The organism is Calditrichota bacterium, assembly GCA_016867835.1.
In the GTDB taxonomy this organism is placed as follows: domain Bacteria; phylum Electryoneota; class AABM5-125-24; order Hatepunaeales; family Hatepunaeaceae; genus VGIQ01.
In genome coordinates this window covers 1-20,569 of the sequence record VGIQ01000045.1, presented here as the reverse complement: position 1 = coordinate 20,569, position 20,569 = coordinate 1, and the positions used below count along the sequence as shown (strand labels likewise).

General features: G+C 54.8%; 21 protein-coding genes, 1 tRNA gene and 1 other RNA gene. 8 read left to right on the top strand and 15 right to left on the bottom strand.

Annotated features, from left to right (window positions below):
• The 7 genes from FJY67_06395 to ssrA all read left to right on the top strand — a co-directional run.
• Window positions 1–2,114: T9SS type A sorting domain-containing protein (locus tag FJY67_06395; protein ID MBM3329088.1), on the top strand; the 2,114-nt coding region annotated here is incomplete at its 5' end.
• Between the two features lie 199 nt (window positions 2,115–2,313).
• Window positions 2,314–2,574 (top strand): DUF4160 domain-containing protein, encoded by a 261-nt coding sequence (locus FJY67_06390; GenBank protein MBM3329087.1) that lies wholly within the window; start codon window positions 2,314–2,316, stop codon window positions 2,572–2,574.
• A 3-nt stretch (window positions 2,575–2,577) separates the two neighbouring features.
• Window positions 2,578–2,847, top strand: a complete 270-nt coding sequence (locus tag FJY67_06385; GenBank protein ID MBM3329086.1) for a DUF2442 domain-containing protein — start codon at window positions 2,578–2,580, stop codon at window positions 2,845–2,847.
• A 228-nt stretch (window positions 2,848–3,075) separates the two neighbouring features.
• On the top strand, window positions 3,076–4,545 hold the full coding sequence (locus FJY67_06380) for a 2-oxo acid dehydrogenase subunit E2 (GenBank protein ID MBM3329085.1): 1,470 nt from the start codon (window positions 3,076–3,078) through the stop codon (window positions 4,543–4,545).
• Complete coding sequence (locus tag FJY67_06375; protein MBM3329084.1) at window positions 4,546–6,540, top strand: tetratricopeptide repeat protein; 1,995 nt, start codon at window positions 4,546–4,548, stop codon at window positions 6,538–6,540.
• 4 nt (window positions 6,541–6,544) lie between these two features.
• On the top strand, window positions 6,545–7,981 hold the full coding sequence (locus FJY67_06370; GenBank protein MBM3329083.1) for a PAS domain S-box protein: 1,437 nt from the start codon (window positions 6,545–6,547) through the stop codon (window positions 7,979–7,981).
• A gap of 118 nt (window positions 7,982–8,099) precedes the next feature.
• Window positions 8,100–8,458: a transfer-messenger RNA gene (ssrA, locus tag FJY67_06365) on the top strand.
• A gap of 44 nt (window positions 8,459–8,502) precedes the next feature.
• Here ssrA and FJY67_06360 read toward each other — a convergent pair.
• Both FJY67_06360 and FJY67_06355 read right to left on the bottom strand, forming a co-directional pair.
• A complete protein-coding gene (locus tag FJY67_06360) occupies window positions 8,503–10,362 on the bottom strand; it encodes a redoxin domain-containing protein (GenBank protein ID MBM3329082.1) in 1,860 nt (619 codons plus the stop codon).
• 350 nt (window positions 10,363–10,712) lie between these two features.
• Complete coding sequence (locus FJY67_06355) at window positions 10,713–11,135, bottom strand: MerR family transcriptional regulator (GenBank protein MBM3329081.1); 423 nt, start codon at window positions 11,133–11,135, stop codon at window positions 10,713–10,715.
• Between the two features lie 193 nt (window positions 11,136–11,328).
• Between FJY67_06355 and FJY67_06350 the strand changes: the two genes are divergently transcribed.
• Complete coding sequence (locus FJY67_06350) at window positions 11,329–12,570, top strand: 3-isopropylmalate dehydratase large subunit (protein ID MBM3329080.1); 1,242 nt, start codon at window positions 11,329–11,331, stop codon at window positions 12,568–12,570.
• 65 nt (window positions 12,571–12,635) lie between these two features.
• On the opposite strand, the gene FJY67_06345 is transcribed toward FJY67_06350, so the two are convergent.
• The 13 genes from FJY67_06345 to FJY67_06285 all read right to left on the bottom strand — a co-directional run bounded on the left by FJY67_06345 (window position 12,636) and on the right by FJY67_06285 (window position 20,426).
• A tRNA-Asp gene (locus tag FJY67_06345) sits at window positions 12,636–12,709 on the bottom strand.
• A gap of 108 nt (window positions 12,710–12,817) precedes the next feature.
• Window positions 12,818–13,609: a dienelactone hydrolase family protein gene (locus tag FJY67_06340; GenBank protein MBM3329079.1), complete on the bottom strand. Its 792-nt coding sequence runs from the start codon at window positions 13,607–13,609 to the stop codon at window positions 12,818–12,820.
• Between the two features lie 98 nt (window positions 13,610–13,707).
• The gene (locus tag FJY67_06335; GenBank protein ID MBM3329078.1) at window positions 13,708–14,481 is read right to left on the bottom strand and encodes an alpha/beta hydrolase; all 774 of its coding nucleotides are present in this window, start codon (window positions 14,479–14,481) and stop codon (window positions 13,708–13,710) included.
• Window positions 14,482–14,511: 30 nt separating this feature from the next.
• Window positions 14,512–14,844, bottom strand: a complete 333-nt coding sequence (locus tag FJY67_06330) for a hypothetical protein (protein ID MBM3329077.1) — start codon at window positions 14,842–14,844, stop codon at window positions 14,512–14,514.
• 41 nt (window positions 14,845–14,885) lie between these two features.
• Window positions 14,886–15,359, bottom strand: coding sequence for a hypothetical protein (locus FJY67_06325; protein MBM3329076.1), 474 nt, complete (start codon window positions 15,357–15,359; stop codon window positions 14,886–14,888).
• 10 nt (window positions 15,360–15,369) lie between these two features.
• Window positions 15,370–15,894 carry a prepilin-type N-terminal cleavage/methylation domain-containing protein gene (locus FJY67_06320; protein ID MBM3329075.1) on the bottom strand — a complete coding sequence of 175 codons (525 nt, stop codon included), beginning with the start codon at window positions 15,892–15,894 and terminating at the stop codon, window positions 15,370–15,372.
• Window positions 15,891–16,355 carry a hypothetical protein gene (locus FJY67_06315; GenBank protein ID MBM3329074.1) on the bottom strand — a complete coding sequence of 155 codons (465 nt, stop codon included), beginning with the start codon at window positions 16,353–16,355 and terminating at the stop codon, window positions 15,891–15,893. Before FJY67_06315 ends, FJY67_06320 begins: the two co-directional genes overlap by 4 nt.
• Window positions 16,352–17,194, bottom strand: coding sequence for a hypothetical protein (locus FJY67_06310; GenBank protein MBM3329073.1), 843 nt, complete (start codon window positions 17,192–17,194; stop codon window positions 16,352–16,354). The genes FJY67_06315 and FJY67_06310 overlap by 4 nt, the downstream gene beginning before the upstream one ends.
• 96 nt (window positions 17,195–17,290) lie before the next feature.
• Window positions 17,291–17,947 carry a hypothetical protein gene (locus FJY67_06305; GenBank protein MBM3329072.1) on the bottom strand — a complete coding sequence of 219 codons (657 nt, stop codon included), beginning with the start codon at window positions 17,945–17,947 and terminating at the stop codon, window positions 17,291–17,293.
• A gap of 167 nt (window positions 17,948–18,114) precedes the next feature.
• Window positions 18,115–18,465 carry a prepilin-type N-terminal cleavage/methylation domain-containing protein gene (locus tag FJY67_06300; protein ID MBM3329071.1) on the bottom strand — a complete coding sequence of 117 codons (351 nt, stop codon included), beginning with the start codon at window positions 18,463–18,465 and terminating at the stop codon, window positions 18,115–18,117.
• 94 nt (window positions 18,466–18,559) lie between these two features.
• The gene (locus FJY67_06295; protein MBM3329070.1) at window positions 18,560–18,916 is read right to left on the bottom strand and encodes a prepilin-type N-terminal cleavage/methylation domain-containing protein; all 357 of its coding nucleotides are present in this window, start codon (window positions 18,914–18,916) and stop codon (window positions 18,560–18,562) included.
• Between the two features lie 187 nt (window positions 18,917–19,103).
• Window positions 19,104–19,463 (bottom strand): prepilin-type N-terminal cleavage/methylation domain-containing protein, encoded by a 360-nt coding sequence (locus FJY67_06290; protein MBM3329069.1) that lies wholly within the window; start codon window positions 19,461–19,463, stop codon window positions 19,104–19,106.
• A 156-nt stretch (window positions 19,464–19,619) separates the two neighbouring features.
• Entirely contained in the window at window positions 19,620–20,426 is an 807-nt protein-coding gene (locus FJY67_06285; GenBank protein ID MBM3329068.1) for a hypothetical protein, read from the bottom strand.
• Between the last annotated feature and the right edge of the window lie 143 nt (window positions 20,427–20,569).

Genomic DNA, 20,569 nt, shown 5'->3' with positions numbered 1-20,569 from the left:
CGATCCTCGCGCTTTGGGGGCAGGAGGCGGTGGGGCAGGATTCAAGCGGGGTGAGAAAAATAGGGGCGATATATCATGATTGGTGGCCGTTATCGCCAACCAGAAGCGGAGTTGTCGCATCAGGAGATTTCGCACTATGCGCAACTGGATCTGGAATTATGTCAGTGGATTTATCGAATCGACAAAGTCCGAGGATTTCTAGTACTTGGGAATCCGATACCGTATGCGGTATCAAGATAGCCAAAGGATTGGAATTTGCCTATGTATCAAATCTGTGGGGTGGTATAGAGGTTTTCGACATTTCAAATCCGAGTAATCTGATAATCGCAGGATATCTAAACATAACTAATTACATTACTGACATGTCATATAGTGATGGCTATTTATATATCACTACAGGAAATGAAATGTTCCGAGTGTTATATGTGCCGAATGGAAACCGTGCGGTGGCAGCGGGGTTTCTGCGTTTACCTACTAGCCCATCCAAAATAGCACTAGGCGACTCATATGCCTATCTGGCATGCGGAAATTATGGGCTACTAATAGTCGATATTTCTGCACCGCTTAGACCAGAAATTGCTGGAGTGTGGTCTCCCTATGGTTCTGTATCCACCGTCGTCATTAGGGACTCAATTGCATATTGTAGTATAGATTCTATAGGCTTTGCGGTGCTGAACATCGCCAATCATGTGCAACCAGAATTGATAGGCAGCATTCGGATACCCGTTGGCGATTTGGAATTGAAGGACAATTTTGCTTACATTGCGAGTTCATCCGGAATAGCCGCCATAGACATATCCGATCCAACAAACCCAAATCAGGTCGCAATGCGTGAAGTATCAGATGTGATATTTGCCGACCTGTCACCAGCTCAAGATGCACTTGTGATGTATAGTGATTCTCAAGTACTGACTCTTAATACATCTCCTGAGAATCCGCTTCAGATGTTTGGTAGAATTCAGAGTGTAAGACGATTCTGTGATGTCGTATCTTACCGAGAGTTTGCTTTGGTAGCCGAGGAATATTTTGGTGTGCGAGCCTTTGATATTCGAAGTCCACATCAGCCCCGATTTGCAAGTGCGCTGATGCTTAGTGATGTCAATAGCATTTCTGTCAATGGAAACTATGCTTATACGAGTGGTTATAGAGGATCGGTAAGAGTTGTCGACATCTCCAATCCTATGCAGATGACCACTGTAGGCTCGTTGTCACTTGGAGAGTTATCAAGAGGATTTAAGAATGCATATGATCATGATTTTGAACGCTTATACATTGGAGTGAGAGGCGCCATAGGTATATGTGGCATATCTGATCCTAGAAATCCAATGCTGATTGAGAGCATTGGTGTGTCAAAAATCAATGGTATTACAATGGCTGGTGACTATCTTGCAGTTTGTCGTGGTGACTCCGGGTTTGAAATATATGATAGGCTGGCCCGGCCACCATTGTTCCGTTTATCGCATTTACGTACGCAAGGCCGCGTAAGTGCGATTGCCGCGGATGGCCATCTGTTATGTGCAGCAATCGAGAATGATGGCATTGCAGTATATAATATAGAAGATTACAGATTCGTAAGACGAATGGGAGAATTGGACATTCAGGGCATTGTGGATGATATCTATTTGCAAAATAGAACCGCATTTATTGCCATGAGATCGGAAGGCTTTTGCATTCTTGATTTGGGCGATCTTGCAAATCCTCGAATTGTTGCTCAATATCATACCGGTGCATTTTGGAACTATTTGGATATGATTTCCGGCAGCATTGCAGTTTTGTCAGAGGATAATGACATTGGCATCTACGACTGTTCCGAAGCCCTCGGCATCAGTTCCCGATTTGAACTGACACCCTCCACCTTCCTTCTTCACCCCGCCTTTCCCAACCCCTTCAACGCTTCCACACGGGTAGGGTATTCCCTCCCTACCGCGATGGAGGCGGCGATGAAGGTCTATGACGGATCGGGACGGTTTGTGACGACGTTGGCGGAGGGCTTGCAAACCGGTGGCGCGCATTCGGTGGTCTGGGACGCATCCAGAGTCCCGGCAGGAATCTACTACTTGAAACTGCATGCCGCCGGCACTCAAGCCGTTCGGAAGGCAGTAGTGGTGAAGTGATTCAAAGAGGCGGGTGGACGACCTCGTCCGCACACACCACAATTCACAACACACGCCGGACGAGGGCGTCCAGCGTGCACGAGTCGAGGTATCTCAGCTCACTCGTTATATCTAATATCTGGATTCCCGCCTGCGCGGGAATGACGCTTAGAATAGATTCCCGCCTGCGCGGGAATGACGCACTAAAACACTATCAATCATGCCTGAACTTCCCAGATTCTACGGAATCGTCATAAAGATGTATCACGACGATCATCTCCCGCCGCATTTTCACGCAGAATACGGTGAGCACTCGGCTCAATTCTCGCTTCCGAATTTGCGCATCATCAAGGGAACGATCCCGCATCGAGTGCGTTCATTAGTTCTGGAATGGGCTGCCCAGCATCTAAGTGAATTGTCCGAGGACTGGGATCTTGCGCACGCGAATAAAATTCAAAAATCCATTAAGCCATTGGAATAAAGAATGTTACATCGTATAGTCAGTATTGAATCTCTCCCCGGAAGGAGCCTCGCTGTTGAATTTAGCGATGGCGAAACCCTCATAAAGGATTTAAATGAGGTCATTTCTCGGGGTAATTTGGCTGCACCGCTCGCCGACCCAAATTTCCTCCGCCAGGTTCGCATCACCGAGCGAGGCAGGTCACTGCTCTGGCCGAACGGTCTTGAATTTTGCGCCGACGCCCTGCACGTGCAAGGGAAGAAGGTAAATCAAGATACTTTGGAATATGCTTGATCTCACCCCCGCCATCACCGCCCGCATCGTCGAAGCCGTCGATCCGATCAAAATCGTCCTCTTCGGCAGCCGGGCGCGAGGCGACGGGATAAAATGGATTCCCGCCTGCGCGGGAATGATGCGGAGAATGGATTGTCCGCCATAGGCGTCCCTGTTCCAGTCCCGCCAGCGTGGGAATGACACCTTCATAACACTGTCAACCAATACCCGAACTTACCATAGAGTCCTATGAAAGTTGAAATGATCATGCCCCAGATGGGGGAATCGATTGCGGAAGGCACCATCGTCAAATGGCGCAAAGGCGTCGGCGACAAGGTCGAACGCGACGAAGACATCCTCGAAATCTCCACCGACAAAGTCGATTCCGAGATTCCCTCCCCCGCCACGGGCACTATCGTCGATATCCTCGTGCAAGAGGGCAAGACCGTTGCTATAAAGACGCCTCTCGCCGTAATCGAGACCGAGGCCGGAGCAGAAGTCTCCGGGACCGCTGCCGAACCGGTCCGGGCGGCCTCGTCCGTGGAAGAGCCGCCGGTAGCGGCAGGAAGGCCTCCGGCGCAAGAGTCGTCGCCGCACGATGGCTCGGCGGAAGGCGGGTTCACGGTGAGGGAGTTCAAGCGGAGCGGTGAGGGGACTACGCCCGCAGCTCCCCTTCCCACTATGGCTGGAAGCGCAACCGTAGGGGCGGATTCCCATCCGCCCGTATCGAAGACATCGAACTTCCTCTCGCCACTGGTGCAACGCATCGCCGCCGATGAAGGCGTCTCGATGAACGAACTGCAGGCCCTCGTAGGCACCGGCGATGGCGGACGCGTGACCAAGAAAGACCTGCTCGCCTACATTGAGGAGCGCAAGAACGCCCGAGCACTTCCACCTGCTCCGGCACCGGTGGCAAAGGTGGTCAGCCGGGCTGCGCCGGCGTCATCACCGGTCATCCCCTCAATCGCACCTGCTGCGATAGCGCCTTCTCCGGCACCGTCCGGTCAGGTCTGGGTCGGGGCGGGCGATCAAGTGGTCGAGATGGACCGCATGCGTCGCGCCATCGCCGACCACATGGTGCGCTCCAAGCAGACCTCGCCGCACGTCATCTCGTTCGCCGAGGTCGATATGAGCCGCATCGTCCGGCACCGTGAGGGAATCAAGAATGCCTTCAAAGCCCAGGAGGGGGTCAACATCACCTACACCTCCTACTTCATCCACGCAGCGGCACGGGCGCTGAGAGAATTCCCTTACATCAACGCTTCGGTCGATGGCTACAGTATCATCGTCCGCCGCGCGATCAACATCGGCTTTGCAGTCGAACTACCGTCCGGTGGTTTGATTGTGCCGGTTATCAAAGGCGTCGATGCGCTCTCCCTGACCGGAATCGCCAAGGGGTTGAACGACCTCGCAGATAAGGCACGCAGCAACCGGTTGAGTCCCGACGACGTTTCAGGTGGGACCTTCACCATCACCAACGTCGGCGTCTTCGGGAACGTCTCCGGGGCGCCGATCATCAACCAACCGCAGGTGGCGATTCTTGGCACCGGTGCCATCAAGAAACGTGCGGTCGTGGTCGAAACAGAGGAAGGCGATCATATTGCCATCAAGCCCATCATGGTGATGTCGCTTTCCTACGACCACCGGTTAATCGACGGAGCGCTGGCCGGGAGGTTTATGTCCCGGTTAGGACAAATCCTCGAGACCTTTGAAGGATAGATGTCGAGCCGAGTCGGAATGGTGAAGTCTGGCACAGGGGCGCAACGTGTTGCGCCCCTGACACTCGTGCGAGGTTTCCTCCTGGTCACCGCCTGGCTAATAGTGGCTTTGATGCCGGCATCGCAGGTATTGGCTAAACCGCCGACTCCTGCACCAATACCACCGGCATCCAATCCGAACCGCACTCCATCGGTTGAGGTAAAGCCTGAGGATGCAGCGTTGAATCAGGAGATTCAGCGCGCTTCCCGGCTGGCTCGTCAGGCTGAAAACGAAGGCGATTACGCTCGGGCGCTCGAACTTTGGCAGTTCGTCTATGACAAGCGACCGGGCGATTACTCAGCCTATAGCGGCCTTAAACGCAACTTCATCCAATTGCGAAGGTTCGATGAAGGTCTGGCATTCATCGAACGGGTGGGTGGTGAGCGCACCGGAAAGTCGGTTATGGGGGCGCGGTTCGAGCCTTCGATGGTGGTGGCAGACCGGATTGAGATGTTGCTTGCTGCCGAGCGAACATCTGATGCGTTGACAGCCGTCGAACGAGCACTGGTGGAACACAAAGGCAATCAAAACGTCTATCGCAGCATATCGAGCATTCTCTATTCGCGTCGGCATTCGGACGAAGCGCTTGCGGTTCTCGAGCGGGGACGCCGGGAAATGGGCAATCCGTTGCTCTTTGCGCAAGAAATCGCATTTCAGGCTGAATCCCGGATGGACTGGGAGCGCGCTACTGTCGAGAACATCAATTGCATCCGCGAATCACCGGACCGAATACCTTATATTACCGGCGTTATTGCAGACTATGCTGAGCGCCCGGAGGCAGGAGATATCGTTCGCAAAGTGTTGAAACAGGCAGCAAGCCGATCCGATGGGCCCACTGCACTCCTTATTCGGCAACTTCAAGCCGGGCTTGAGTTTCGGGCGCGCAACTATGGACCTGCGCTCGAAGCCTATGCTGGACTCTACAGCGCCAAGGCCATCTCCGCCGGGGAGTTTCTCGATGTCGCCCGGCAGTTGACGGACGAGAGGCAGTTTTCGCTAGCACTTTCGGCCTTAAATATGCTTGCTGACGATGCAGCAGCGGCTGACATCATATCCCGCGTTCAAGTGGGACGAGGCTCCTGCTATGAGGCAATGGGTATGCCTGACAGTGCTCTGACGGCATATGAAGCAGCATTAATTCCTGGGGCGACGCCCGATCTTTTGGCTACGACTCAGCGCAAACTGGGAACGTTGTTATTGCAGATCGGCAGACCGCCTTCTGAAGCCCGCAGAAGGTTCGAAGCGGCTCTGGCAATATTGAAGAAGATCTCCGGCAGTTCGATCGACGATCCCGGCGAGATTGAAATCGACATCGCTCTGACATATCTGCACGAAAGGGACTTCGCGCAGACCCGCTCCAGACTTGAAGCCATCATTCGCAATACCGGACGCAAAGCACAGGGCGCAACCCGCGCCCGACTCGAACTGGCGCGCCTCTACTTTCGTACCGGAAAGCCAACCGACGCTCGCCAGCAAGCCGCCCAGTTAGTGATGGCAGAACCCGCTTCGGTGGAAGCCAACGATGCGCTTGAGTTGATGACCTTAATCGACGACCTTACAGAAGATTCCACATCACTTGCTGCATTAGGTCGGTGCGACTTGCTCAATTTCATTGGACGCATCGATGAGGCTATCGGCAGTTTGACGGAGATTTCAGCCGAAGGGAACGCGCCGCGAGTTGTCGAGTCTGCATTGAGGATGGTAGCCAGGATGGAAGAAATGCGCGGCAATCATCGTGCTGCGCTTGAAGCGCTTGACCGGATAGTGAAGATTGGCACAGGATCGCTGAGACCTGATCAGGCGCTCTTCGAAGCCGGTCGGATTGCCGTCGAGGCATTGAACGACCTAAAACGCGGCCGCCGGTATTTGGAAACCTTAATCCTGGAGTATCCAGAGAGTCCACTCATCGAAGCGGCTCGACGACGGCTACGCAGTGATAGCGGAAGCACTTCTTAAGACTATGATCAATTCTCCCAATACTTATGGCGCTGAAGTGCCCGATGATAGTGACCTCACCAGTTCGGATACCGGTCGTATAGTAAATCGGGAGATGATCGTCCTGACCGGCGAACGGATTGCCATCGCGGGAACTGTTTGGATTGAGTTGTTAGGCTTGCGGTTGACTACAGAACTGTATGCTCGCGAAGTCACTGATAGGTTATATAACTGGATTGAACCATCAGATCGCGGACGATACGGGCACTTTATCTCCAATGGAAATGGAAGTGCGCTTTTTCAGTTGATTAAGGTTGAGGGTGCCAAGGATCGCCGGGAGTTGATACTTACGGTTGTTGGAACAGGAGTCGAGCGGGTCGTCATCGGTCTCGTCAATGTAGTGCAAACTCAAGACGAACCGGACCAGGACACACCTTCGGACATCGTCACAACACTCAATGCGGTATTCGACGGGATCGAGGATGCGATATTCCTACTCGACGAAGAGACAATGGCAGTCCACCGCACCAATCTGGCTGCAGCCCGGATGTTCGAGACTTCCGCAGGTGCGCTAATCGGGCAGTCGCCATTCGATCTGATTGCGGAGCCGGAGCGACGCAATGAGGTGCTTGGCAACATCAGATCGAAGTTAAAGGCTTTGGGAACACTGCACTTCGATATGATGATGCGACGCGGGTCAGGGGACCTCTTCCCGGCACTCCATGGGGTGACGGTTATCAAAGACAAGAATCTCCGGCGCATCGGTCTGATGTGGATCGTAAGCGATATGTCTCACCGCGTATCCCTTAACCGTGCAGTGATCGAACTGGAGACGCGATACCGGCTACTCTTCGAGCGATCAGGTGATCCAACATTTATCATTGATGCCGGCACACTAAAGGTCATCGACGCGAACAATGCCGCCGCCGGGCAACTCGGCTACAGCCGGAGGGAATTGATCGGTTTGCCAATTCAACAACTGACCCCCGAAGAGCGATGGGATGCGATGTATGACGACCTTAAACGAATAGGCGATGGAATTGGGGTGTTGGATGGCATCAATCTGACTCGCGACGGCCGAAAGGTGCCGGTACAGGTTACGGTTTCGTCAGCAGAACTTAACGGACGAAATGTCCTCCTTGCGGCCTCGCGGAACGTATCCGACCAACGGCAACTCGAGGAGCAACGCGTCCGGGCTCAGAAACTCGACGCTGTCCGTCAAATCACCGGTGGGCTGGCGCATGAATTGTCGCAACCATTGCAAGCATTGGTGACCATTGCAGAGTTGATCACTCGACCAGAACTTATCGAGAGCGAATTGCGGCTTCTCGCTTCCCGCATTAATCCGGCGGTCGAGCGAATGGTCTCGCTAATCGAGCAGATGAAACGCATTGTGAAACTTGAGACCAAGCCCTATGCTGGAAAGGATGACATTCTCGACATAGAGCACTCGAGCCGGTAGATCGCAGATGCTGATGGAGGAGGAGTTGACTTTTGCTGATTGATTTCGTATCATGTATGTGCAGACAGAAGATGAAACTGGTTTTGTCATGCTGTTGCTCGGCAATGACAAAGTCAATGGGGACGATTGGTTTCGACGGGGGCAAGTCGGTGCCTGTAGTCGCGAGCCGGGGGTTTCGGTCACCCCGCCAAAAGGCTGAACACCACAAGTGCCAACGATTACTCGTATGCACTCGCTGCCTAACCTAAATTAGTGCAGCACGCCTCTCCGCCGCTGGTCGCCGTGTCGGACGAGGCTTCATCCGGCGATCCTCGGATGCGTTGCGCCGCAGGGCGCATCTGCAGTAATCCTGCTGCTGGAGGTCATGCTGTCGCGTCAATCCGCGGGATGACCTCGAGACTCAAAGGTTGACTACGCTCGTAGTGACTGCTTGAGCCGTGCCTTCGGACCCGGGTTCGATTCCCGGCGTCTCCACATGGATGAGGATCGCTTGGAAACGCCTGACCAGCCGGTCGGGCGTTTCACATTTTGGGTCTGGGCTTAAGTGTCAAAGCAGCGCGACTGACTCCAGTTTCGACGACATCGACCGGAAGCGCGATCCGGTGATGGCCGGGATAGCAAAGGTCCGGATCGATCTCACCGCAATAAACATAGCTTACCTCAAGCGACATTACTCCCCTGCCGGACATCCAAACTACCGGCAGTTCGAACAGTTCGTCGATACGAAATTCGCGGCTTGTGCCGGTTGGCAAATCGATGACTCCTCCACCATCAGTCAGCGTAACTACTACTGGCGCACCATCGTTCAGTTTCATACCTGTGGGCAGCGAGATTCGCAAAACAAGCGCCCCCTTACCTTCGCCGACTGACAATCCATCCAAAGTGTCGGGTTTGAGTGTGGTGACAGCAGACCGTGCAGACACCTCGATCTGCAATGTTGTCAATTCGCGCCCGGATGGGTCGGCAGAACGGATGAGGTGGTTATTGGTGTCGGCTATGTAGAGTCGCCCCGCAGCCCAGGCGATGCCACCCGGTTCGTAAAGGCGGGCCATCTTCCCTTCACCGTCGGCAAGTCCCGGTTCGCCATTGCCATAGAGCGTTCGGCTGGATCGGTCGGACGGGTCGATGATCTTGACCTTGCTGTTATAGGTGTCAGCGATATAGAGGACCTTCCCATCGGTGGCGATGCCGAGAGGATGCTGCAGACGGACAGCGTCACCGATGCCATCACGATCACCGAACTCAAAGAGGTCTTCTCCTACTACAGTGCCGACCTGTCCTCCATCACCAAGTTCTACAAATCGAATAGCCGAGACTTCGCTGTCTGCGAAGTAGATTCGGTCGCCAAGAAGCGCCAAACCGCTCGGCTGGGCTAAAGCCGCAGCCAGTCGGGGTCCATCGTGCAGCCCTTCCCTGCCAGATCCGGCAAAAGGCTCGACCCATCCGTCGGCGATCCTCAGAGTCCAGATCTGATGCGTTCCAGCCATCGCAATATAGATAAGGCCGTCTCGATGCACTATATCCCAAGGTGAACTGAGGGCCGTCTCGCTCCCCTTCCCACCGCCCCGAGGCCATAGAAGTTGCGATCCATTCCCCGCCAGCGTCGTTACCATTCGGGACGTTAAGTCCGCTTCCCGGATGGCATGATTCTCGGTATCGGCGATGTAGAGACGATCACCGACCAAAGTCATCCCCTGCGGATGATTGAAGGTTGCCGATTCGAATTGACCATCCTTCAGTCCGGTCTCACCGGATCCGATTACGTCGATGACTCGCTCATTTTGCGCATCCCAGATGACTATCCGGTTCCTGTTTTGATCCGAAATGAAGAGGCGACGGCCGGTCTCATCAGCGGTCACCTTGCCCGGGAAGGAGAATGCTCGTGCAGCTGGCGAAGGTCCACCGGCTGTCAACTTCAAAGGGTCCCGAGTCAGAACACCTTGCTTGCTATACTCTACCACCAACTTGCGGATCGGTTCGGCAAAGCGAGCATAGACACCTTCTCCAGCCGCCTGCATCACAATCCGGCCCAAGGGATCTATCAGGACGACAGTAGGCCAGGCATTGGCGCCGTAAGACTGCCATACTACGAAGCGGTAGTCGTTCACCACGGGGTGTTCGATTTCGTAGCGCGCGACGGCTTGACGTATGTTTTCGGTGCGGCCCTCCTGTGTAAACTTGGCGCTATGCACCCCGATCACGACGAGTTCGACGGGAAACTCCCGTTCGAGTCGCTTCAGGTCAGGTATGATGTGCATGCAGTTGATGCAACAGTATGTCCAGAAGTCGAGCAGGACGACCTTGCCTTTGAGGTCTGAGAGTCGAATCGGACCGGGTGTGTTGACCCAATCGAGTCCAGCTGGGAATTCAGGAGCGACCATCAGTTTGCGATTATTTGTTAAGGCACCGGCGCGAGGCGCATCGGCTTGCGAACAAGCCAACAGCAGGCACAGCCAGACCATCCTCAGCAACGGGTGCCCGGTGAATAGAAACACTGAATAAGTTGGATTAGACGGAAGAATCGGATGAATCGTCCGGCGTCGGTTAGTGTTACGAGGGATGTAGTCGGAATGCGGGATGTTTGGCGCGGCAGAGGTGGATAATCTCTGCCGCGCCGCGTTGGCCCACGGCCCCGCTTGCAAGGGGTTTGGAAACTTACGGGGCCGTTCCGTGTGGGTTGCTCCGGTTGCCGACGGTTTGGCTATGATATGCCGAAACCGCCGTCAGTATGTTACTCCTGCTTCACCGATGTGAAAAGGCGCTTGATGATATGGTCGGTAACGATATCAGCCAATCGCCGTGCTTTCTCTTCGACTGCCGTCAAGGGAAGTGTTCGCTTGTCTGTGGCAAGTGACTGGAGATGCTTGCGAACTCCCTGAAGGGTAAGTCCCTGCTCCAGCACCAGGGCTTTTATTCTCTCTATCTTGGATACGGCGTCGGCTCGAAAGAGGCGTCGGCCGTTTTGTTCTTCGATAGCGGTCTCAAGGAAGTCGCGGAATTCACGCTCCCAATGCCGCAGCGTCGATTTGCTGACCCCCGTCATCGAAACGACCTGCGCGGCGGTCAGCAGTCCCGGCGGGTCGGCATTGGAATAGTTCATTGGCCATCCGCGTTTCCCAGGTGGAGCGATCTTTGCCTTCCAGGACATCCGCATATCGCGAAAGGCACCCCTGATTGCACTTCCTCTCCTCTATCGGCCTCCTTGACGGACACTTGAATAGTGGCAGGCGAAGGTTAGGAAAAGTTATAGCAACTGATCAAGTATGCGACTCTCCTCCTCGTGAGGACTTGGCGCGAGTATTGCACCATTTTCTTTGTTAATCAACGGATGACCCGGGAGAGCGGCATTGGCTACCATCATTGAGAAGATTCTGCGGGCGCATTCGGTAGGAAAGTCCACGGGCGCAGGCGATTACCTGTGGATCGATGTCGATTATCGTTCGGCACGGGACTTTGGCGGTCCGGGCGTCGTTTCGCAACTTCGCTCGCGATTCAGCGGAGACTACGTCGCCGATCCGAAGCGGACGTTCTTCACGTTCGATACCAATGCTCCAGCCAACACGACCGGTTATGCCGACAACCAACACTTACTGCGCAAATTCGCGCGCTCCGAGGGGGTGCGGCTTTTCGACGTCGATGCCGGCATCGGCACACATCTGGCTATCGAAAGGGGTTTAGTCCGTCCCGGTTCAACGGCTATCGGCACAGACAGTCACTTCAACATCCTCAGCGCGGTCGGTGCCTTCGGTCAAGGCATGGGCGACACGGATGTGGCATTCGTCTTCCGAACCGGCAAGACCTTTTTTGAGATCCCGCCCACACTCCGGGTTGAACTAATCGGTCATCCTCCCTCCAACACATCGGCCAAAGATGTCGCGCTATTTCTGCTTGGTCAACTTGGCACCGATTTGTCCCTCGGCTTTGCTGTTGAGTTGGCCGGCGAAGCCATCGATGCACTTGACCTTGCAGGTCGGCTAACGCTCTGCTCAATGGCGACCGAGGCAGGTGCTATCGGCTTCTTTCTTCCGCCTTCAGAGGTGATCGAAAAGTTCTATTGGGAACGTTTTGGGGTTGCGCACAAGCAACCGGCGGCAGACCCCGGCACCGACTATGTTGATCATCTTCGGTTCGATGTAAGCCGACTTGAACCACTGGTGTCTCCACCGCCATCTCCAAATGGCGCCAGACCAGTGCGGGAGTTTGGAAATGTGCCTGTCGATTCAGTATTTGTGGGATCTTGCACCAACGGCCGGTGGGAAGACTTTCGGGCGGTAGCCGATGTTCTAAAGGGACGGAAAATCGCCGAGGGGGTAATGTTAAAGATGGTGCCCGCGACGCGGGAGGTCTATCTGAAACTAATAGAGGATGGAACTTTGGCTGAACTTGTCCGGGCGGGTGCAATTATCGGCCCGGCTGGCTGCGGAGGCTGCGCTTCAGGCCAAATCGGAATGACGGGTCGGGATGAAGTTCAGGTCTCGACTTCGAATCGCAACTTCCCGGGCAAGCAGGGGCTCGGGCAAACCTATTTGGCAAGCCCGGGAACAGCGGCTTGGTCGGCGCTCAGAGGCGTCATCTGCAACGAAGACTGATCGGTCATAGGCTTGAAAAAAGGAAAGCCCGGCTCATTTGAACCGGGCTTTCCTTTATGCTGGTGCGGGGACGACGAGACTCGAACTCGCGACCTACGGCGTGACAGGCCGTCACTCTAACCAACTGAGCTACGTCCCCGTCGAATTCAGCCGGCCTGGCACCGGCCCATCGAACCTTAAATGTAAGAACACTACCTTCAACACGCAACCGGTATGCGTGCCGATAACCCTTCGAGCATGAAATGTATTATCGCCCGGAGAACAGTTCGTCGAAGAAAGTCTGCATTGCTTTCCAGGAACGAGCCGCGGCTTTGGGGTCGTAGGCTGCACCGGTAGAAGGGTTGTTTCCGGCATTAGGGTTGGTGAAGGCGTGGACCGCACCTCCATAAGAAACCAACTGCCAGTCAACACCTGCCGCAGTCATTTCGCTTTCAAAAGCACGGACCTTGTCTGGAGGAACGGCCGGATCGGCGGCGCCGTGCAGGACAAGCAACTTGGCTTTCACCTGTCCGGCTGAAACCAAGTCGGGTGTATCGAGCGATCCATGGAACGATACTACACCCTTCAGTTCTGCCCCGCTGCGCGCGAGTTCAAGGGCGCACATACCACCGAAGCAATAGCCGATTGCCGCCAGGCGGGACGAATCCACAGACGACTTTGATTTGAGCAATTCAAGTGAGGCGTTGGCTCGCCTTCTCACCAGTGCACGATCATTGCGCAGGCGGCCGGATTCGGTCATTGCCTCCTCGCGAGTCTTAGGGCGGATATCCTTGCCATACATGTCGGCAGCGAAAGCGACATATCCAAGCCTCGCCAGGGCTTCGGTACGATCGCGGGCGTAGTCTTCGAGACCTTTCCACTCGTGCAAGACGAGTATGCCGGGACGCGGCGCTGTTACAGCGTCATCCCAGGCGAAGTAGCCTTCACAGGTGACGCCATCGACGAGATACTCAATGGTTCTGGTCTTCACTTCGGCTATAGTGAAGGTTGAGAATCCCAGCAGGGTTAACAGTGGGGAGACGATGTATCTATAGGCCAAGTGGTTTGACGTCTGCTTGATATCAATGTTTCAATTAGATGGCTCGCTCGTTAAGTATGACACTCTGGCCAGCCCGGCGGTCGGCTGAAGGGCTAAGTCTACCAGGCATCGGGCAATGCAAGGTGTTTCCAAACTGCGGCAACGGCTTCGCCGGGTCGGTCCAGAAAAGGATAATGACCGGCTCGCTCGATAATAGTCAGTTTGGACTGCGGTATAAGTTCAGCCATTCTCCGCCCCATCCAGAGCGGCGTCTCGCGGTCGTCTTTACCCCACAACAACAGTGTCGGTGCTGTGATTCGTTTCATTTCATCAGAAAGATCTTCCTTTATCACCCGGCTCAATACTCCACGCATCACCGGCGAAGCAGACCTCCAGTCTGCTGATCCAAGAGCCTGTCGCCGATTCTCGATGTGAGATCCGATCGAGCCCCCAACGACCTGCCCAAGTCTTCTTAGACTCTTCGCTGCAAGTATTCTGACCGAGGTCCCCATCCTACGGTGAGGTCTAACACCAGCACTGGCGGTCAATATGAGTTTGCCGACAAGGTCCGGATGTTCGGCTGCCATCCGAATGGCAATCCTGCCGCCGAAACTATGAGCGATTATATCGAGCCGGGTAATATGAAGTTTATCAAGCCAGTTCAGCAGGATTCTGAGGTAGTCTTCGGATCCGCTATACCCGGCAGGCTCGGGCGAATCGCCGAAACCAGGCAAGTCCGGTGCAAATACCCGCATGTGAATGGATAGCGGTTCACCGAATGCTCTTAGTGTCTGTCCGTTACCGCCCCAGCCGTGCAGCAACAGGAGTGGAGGTCGGTCGCTGCTCCCGTAGGTATGATACCTTAAACGATCAACTGAATATTCGGGAATCAAGCGAAATCGGGGTGCGACGCCACTGAAGCGTCATCTGTAGAGTGTGTAAATGATCAGAAAGAACGATGATAAGCCCCACATCACCCCGCCGGTGATACGGTGGTTACGAAAGATCGCATAATCCGCGGATATGATGCGTCGCCAGACGCCGCTGCGATGAGCGTCATCCCCGGGGCCAAGCCAGGTGTTGCCAACGGTATTCCACTTGACCAGCAAGGCCGGAACGAAGAAAAAGAAAGAGCCGGCGATGAAGAGGATTAGCGCGCTGATCAAGAGTACATCCTTCAGCAGTGCAAGCAGATTCTGATCGAAGTCCATCGGGAGAGAAGTGTTGTTGGAGGTCGTGGTCAGTTCAAGATTCAAATATGCACATGTTCAGGTCGAATGTCAAGCGAATGGCAAGGTTAGAACTGGTCGTCCACCGCCTCCCGCCAGTACATCAATTGCTTGTTCGAGCCTCCCCCCCGGTAGCGGACTTCCTCTATGACCCGGCGTGTCTCGCCGACCTCGGCGGTGGCGGTGATACGGTAAACGTTGGTGGAGGTGTTGTAGTTGGGGTAACGCACCGAACCCTGCTCGATCACAACCGTGAGGCGGCCGCCGGCATAGTTGATAGGGCCGAGGGTTGTAGCGCTGGTATTGTTTGTGAGATACTTGCGACCCCATTGGATACCTCCTTCTGCCAGGTAGAGCGAACGGGTGGTGATCAACCTCCGGGCGGATGAGTCGGCGTCGAGGATCATTCGCGCCATAAGGACCGCGCCGTAGAGGGTTAGAAACGAGAGCATGATGACGCCCGTAATCAAGACATTGCCTCTTTCGGCAACGCGTTCCCAACTGCGGAATCTACGAGCAAGCCCTGCAAGTCCCTTGATCATCGCACAGCGCCTAACCTTTCCGGGGGAAGATCGTCGTCCGTGCCCGAAACGGTTTGTTATTTGTGGTCATCACAACTTCGATTGTAACCCGTCGCTTACCTCCGGCAACAGTCTCGGTGAATCGCGAGGAGTTCATAGTGATACCGGCGGGAATGAGCATATAGAGATTCGACCAGTTGCCGACATCGCTGCGTTGAAAGCGAAGAGCCCCACTGGCAAGGGAGTAGGCGAGTCGAAGATTGTTGATATAATAAATCGTCCCGTTCTGATGGCGGGCTGTTCCAACGCGATTTAGATCGGCAACGGTGTTGGAGATCGCTGACTGCCACGACTGCCAGGAGCGAACATCGGAGGCGAACTGTTCGAAAGTTCGCTTCAAATCGATGTGGGCGTTCTTGCGAAGGTTACTATCGGAGTAGATCGTCATCGTCGATACGATCGTCTCGGAGAACATTGCCGCGAAGATGCCGGTAATCACAAGGACGATGATAATCTCGATGATGGTGAAGCCATCGTCGAGGTGCCAGCGCTTCATTGATTCAGTCCGGGGTGATCGGTGATAAGGCAGGTGAGGATGACGTCTGGTATCTTTGGGTGCGTGACTCGGACGACGACTTGTTTGGCGGGGTAGTCTTCGTCGCCGTCGATGTTGACTGCAGTAACAGTTACGGCACGACCATAGGCGTTGAACGGGGCGGCTGGACTTACCGAGCCATACTTTGCGGAAGTGATATTGGCATAGCCAAATCCAGCCCCGGACCCGGCTTTATCGGCGAGGATGACTTCCATCTGCTCGACGGCGAGCAAATTGGCGACAGTCATCAGTTCGCCATTGCCGCCATTGACATAGATGCTGGTGAACATCGTCACAATACCGGGAAAAGCGATAGTGGCCAGGACTATCGCCATCACTAACTCGATTAGACTGTAGCCATCCATTCTTCGCAGGCGGCCCACCAGTCGAATTAGCCGGCCTCCCCCCCGGTGAGGATTCAACTGCCGGTTATCCAAGCCTTACCCGTCTCACGGGCGATATTGATGGTCACCCGGCCGTCGATTACAATTGCTGGATAAGAGGTTTGAGAATCGGCCCAGTTGTAAGATGGAAGTAAGAGTCTCCCGGAGGAGTCGAACCTAAGTGTGCCGGTGGGGATGGATATTTCCACATCGTCGGCGATGTCAAATGAAGCTGCCGAAGCGGGGAACTCAACTGGTGTGCCATCCGAATAGGTAATGCTATAGCCGCCCTCAGCCCAGTCGCAAGTGCACTGATTATCGCAGCGATGATGATGACCATACCCATAGCCGTGCCCGCGACCGTGACCGCGACGGCCGCGCCCGCGATGATCGTCGTTATGGCCGTAACCCTGTCCTTGTCTATCGTCGTCGTCATCGTGGCCGCCGCGACCCCGTCCTTGTCTATCGTCGTCGTCATCGTGGCCGCCGCGACCCCGTCCTTGGCCATTGTCGTTGCCGCCACGTTCCTCGTCGTTGCCACGACCATGACCTTCCTCATGACCTCTTGCGCGTCCGCGCCTACCACGTCGGCCACGTTCCTTCTGCCGGTCTTCGCAATTGTTGCAGGTCGCGCAGACCGTGATCTGGACACCCATTCCGCGCGCTATTGCGGCTTCTTGAGCGTAGGCAATGTCGCTAATCATCATCTCTGCTACAGCACGGGGTACCCGGTCGCTCTGTGAGCCGAAGCGCGTAACGGCTACGACCGAAATGGCAACTACAACGACGATGATCATGATGACCTCAAGCGTCGTGAAGCCGTCGTCACGGATGAGCAGTAACCGCGTCCTTCTCCTGGTGTTTGATGAAGTTTTCATCAGGCAAACATTACTTCCGATTTCCATACAACTACAATATAACTAACGAGCGCGGAAATCGAAAACGCCTCGAGAAACCCGAGTTGTTTCGCAACACTACCCTTCCGTAACCCATGACTTGCCGGTTTCACGCGCGACATTGACGCGGTAACGGTTGTTGACAGTGATGACGGTAGCGGCTTGTTGACCTTCACTCCAGTTATAGCCAGGCAGGACGAGGCGACCGCCAGAGTCAAACTGGATGCGGTTCACGGTCATTTCGACGACGACCTGTTCGCGGAGGTTCATCAACGCCGCCGCAGCCGGGTAGTTGACCGGCATTCCGTCGGAGTAGTTGACTGCATAGCCTCCTTCGGGGGTCTGGCTTACGCGGCATGATTCGTCACAATGATGCAGGTGGCCATAGCCGTATCCATGCCCCCGGCCGTTGCCATTGACGCCTTCACCGCGAATGTTTTCGTCGTGGCCCAGGCCTTGCCTGTTGTCTTCACAGCCGCCACAACTGGCTGCAAGGGCAATCTGGACGCCTTTGCCGGCAGCTATGGCAGCCTCCTGGGCGTAGGCGAGATCGCTGATGATGATCTCGGCCACCGACTGTGCGGTTCGCTCGCTCTGGCCGCCGAAGCGCATGATGGCGATCACCGATATGGCTGCGACGACTACGATGGCAATGATCAATTCGACAGTGGTGAACCCGTCCTCATGCGCTCGACGCGCATCGGATTCCGACGACCGGTTCTGGAACTTGGACATCTTCTTCTCCATTGGGTTTCGATTGGAACCTAATACTCTACTACATCTTAAGACTGATTAGTTTGCGCCGTAGGTGATTTAGACCGGCAAGGTCGTGTGATATACATCAACTACTGCATTATAACTATTTACATACGGGAGCGACGTCTCATGCTATCTACGACAACCTACTGGCCGTGCAGCGAACAAGTCGTCTGACCATTGACTATCATGAACGTCCCGCCTCGGGGACAGACCGGGATGTGGCGGGTAGCGAACATCGTATCGGATAGCGCATTGATGCTGACGGTCGCTAGCCAGTTAACATAGGCTGGATCACGCACATTAAGAGCGTTGTATGTAATCATCAGGGCTGAGTTGATAGCGCCTCGCTCGGCAGCACATCGGGAACGGTCGGTTTCCTCGGTCAGGCGAATGAATCGCGGAATCGCCACGGCCATCAAGATGCCGAGAATAAGGATCGTCAATATAATCTCTATCATCGTATAGCCACAATCGGATAAGTTTTTGGGAGTCATCTGGTGCACTCGTCTGAGGCTATACAATGCGCAACAGGGCCGACTCCCCAACCGGTCGGGAAGCCGGCCCTGTTTCAGTTTGGAACAGGTCGTGTTACGGACGATGCGCCACTACGGAACAGACCACGTTGCCATTGGTCAGCGTGTAGGTTCCTCCTGTCGGGCAGGCCGGGACCGCACCGGTGGCAAACCAGCCGGCCTGGACGCCGTTCATGGCGAGGTTCTCGAGCCATGCCGCCTGGGTCGGATCGGCGGCGACGATCTGTGCATACTGCATAGCCACGGCCGAGTTGACCGCTCCTTGATTGGCCTGGCATTTCGCCTTGTTAGCCGAATCGGAGAGGTTGACGAACTTCGGGACCGCTACGGATGCCAGAATGCCGATGATGACGATCACCATGATAAGTTCGACGAGGGTGAAACCCTTGTCACTGCGAAGCGCTGAGAGCATTTTATGCCTCTTTGTTGAAATGGTGTATGACAGGATCTTACTGCCTTTTGCCGGAAGACTTTGCAACTGGTGTGCCAACTCCTAATCACAATAAGTCTGATCGAAGCAAAGTGCTATGCTTGATAGCGAGCAAAAAAAGGAGGCGCCGGGACCTGCCCGGCGCCTTGAGGGAATGCTCTATCTGAGACTATGGTCGATGCGCTACCACAGAACAGACGACGTTACCGTTGGTAAGGGTATAAGTGCCGCCGGTTGGGCAAGTCGGGACTGCTCCGGTAGCAAACCAACCCGCCTGAACGCCATTCATGGCGAGGTTTTCAAGCCAAGCGGCTTGCGTTGGATCTGCCGCAACTACGACCGCATATTGCATTGCGACTGCAGAGTTTACGGCACCCTGATTGGCCTGACACTTCGCCTTGTTAGCGGAATCGGTCAGGTTTACGAATTTCGGCACCGCCACCGATGCAAGGATGCCGACGATCACGATCACCATGATCAATTCGACCAGCGTGAAGCCGCGATCGTCATGGGTGAGTTTATCAAACATATCTCCCTCTTTAGGTGATATTGACGATTCAGACACTCTTGACTGCAACTTTCCTGCCAGATAACAAAAAGTATGAGTTTGTTTCAAATCGGCGCTAACTCTGTTCCATTGTGGAACACATCGCCCCATTATGATACAGCCAGTCCGCCTAAACTATCACGGATGCGACTTACCAGGTGGTACGAGGCAGTTTGAGATAAATGTCTTCATATCAGCATCAAGCGGGGTGTCGAGTTTAAGCAATGTCGTCTCAAACCGGCCGTCGGATTCTACTGACTTGCTGACAGGAAGATAGTATAGATCAACGGCACGTCCATCCGGCTCAGGCTTTAGGGCTGTAGCCGATCCGATTTTAAAGGGCGACGCACAATAGACCTGACGGCTGGAGGTTACAATGATGTCGAAGACCTGAGAGGTATCGAACAGGCGCCGGAGGTCGGCTTCGGAAAGGTCGGTGAGCAGAATCGCCAGGTCGGCGAGCCGAGGACGGCTGTCCACAATCGAATTGATCACCGATGGAGGCGTGAGAAGTCTCCAGTCGCTATTCGGATCGGGAAGACCCCGGGAGGGATCTGCAAGCCCGGTCGCAGCAATGGTTAGATCGCCGATACGGACTGTATCCCATACCGCAAAAAGGGGGCGACTGCTTCCTGATTCAACGATATTGGCAGAGACCAACCGGATGCGCCCGTCTATGGCGGAGCCAACGAGAAACCTCCGGCCATAGAAGAAGTCGCGGGTAGTCGGGGCAAGAATGCGAGTTCCTAGTGCGCCGAGCGCGAGTATTGTGCACCGACTGCGCGCTTCCCCGCCAAGCGGATCGAGATCGAGCACGCTGCCGGCATCGAAGCCGACAAGCGGACGATCGCCCGCAAGTCGCTTGATAACCGTGGCGCGCCTTTCGAATCCACCCACTGGTCCGACGCTGCAATAGCCACAACCTTCTACCCTTCCGCGCAGCATACCACTGAGCGAGAGAATCAAGGTGTCCGGCTGGGCCCATAGATGTTGAACCGTTAGAAGCAGTGCCGGGAGTATCAAGCCGGGACGGGCTGATATTCTCCGATTAGAACGGAAGGTCTTCCTCCGGTTCAGGAAAATCCTCC

Bases quoted from the DNA above. Each gene is read 5' to 3' on its own strand.
- FJY67_06390 (MBM3329087.1), top strand. From the start codon at position 2,314: ATGCCTGAACTTCCCAGATTCTACGGAATCGTCATAAAGATGTATCAC.
- FJY67_06385 (MBM3329086.1), top strand. From the start codon at position 2,578: ATGTTACATCGTATAGTCAGTATTGAATCTCTCCCCGGAAGGAGCCTC.
- FJY67_06380 (MBM3329085.1), top strand. From the start codon at position 3,076: ATGAAAGTTGAAATGATCATGCCCCAGATGGGGGAATCGATTGCGGAA.
- FJY67_06375 (MBM3329084.1), top strand. From the start codon at position 4,546: ATGTCGAGCCGAGTCGGAATGGTGAAGTCTGGCACAGGGGCGCAACGT.
- FJY67_06370 (MBM3329083.1), top strand. From the start codon at position 6,545: ATGATCAATTCTCCCAATACTTATGGCGCTGAAGTGCCCGATGATAGT.
- FJY67_06360 (MBM3329082.1), bottom strand. From the start codon at position 10,362: ATGGTCGCTCCTGAATTCCCAGCTGGACTCGATTGGGTCAACACACCC.
- FJY67_06355 (MBM3329081.1), bottom strand. From the start codon at position 11,135: ATGCGGATGTCCTGGAAGGCAAAGATCGCTCCACCTGGGAAACGCGGA.
- FJY67_06325 (MBM3329076.1), bottom strand. From the start codon at position 15,359: ATGATCAAGGGACTTGCAGGGCTTGCTCGTAGATTCCGCAGTTGGGAA.
- FJY67_06320 (MBM3329075.1), bottom strand. From the start codon at position 15,894: ATGAAGCGCTGGCACCTCGACGATGGCTTCACCATCATCGAGATTATC.
- FJY67_06310 (MBM3329073.1), bottom strand. From the start codon at position 17,194: ATGAAAACTTCATCAAACACCAGGAGAAGGACGCGGTTACTGCTCATC.
- FJY67_06305 (MBM3329072.1), bottom strand. From the start codon at position 17,947: ATGTCCAAGTTCCAGAACCGGTCGTCGGAATCCGATGCGCGTCGAGCG.
- FJY67_06300 (MBM3329071.1), bottom strand. From the start codon at position 18,465: ATGACTCCCAAAAACTTATCCGATTGTGGCTATACGATGATAGAGATT.
- FJY67_06295 (MBM3329070.1), bottom strand. From the start codon at position 18,916: ATGCTCTCAGCGCTTCGCAGTGACAAGGGTTTCACCCTCGTCGAACTT.
- FJY67_06290 (MBM3329069.1), bottom strand. From the start codon at position 19,463: ATGTTTGATAAACTCACCCATGACGATCGCGGCTTCACGCTGGTCGAA.
- FJY67_06285 (MBM3329068.1), bottom strand. From the start codon at position 20,426: ATGCTGCGCGGAAGGGTAGAAGGTTGTGGCTATTGCAGCGTCGGACCA.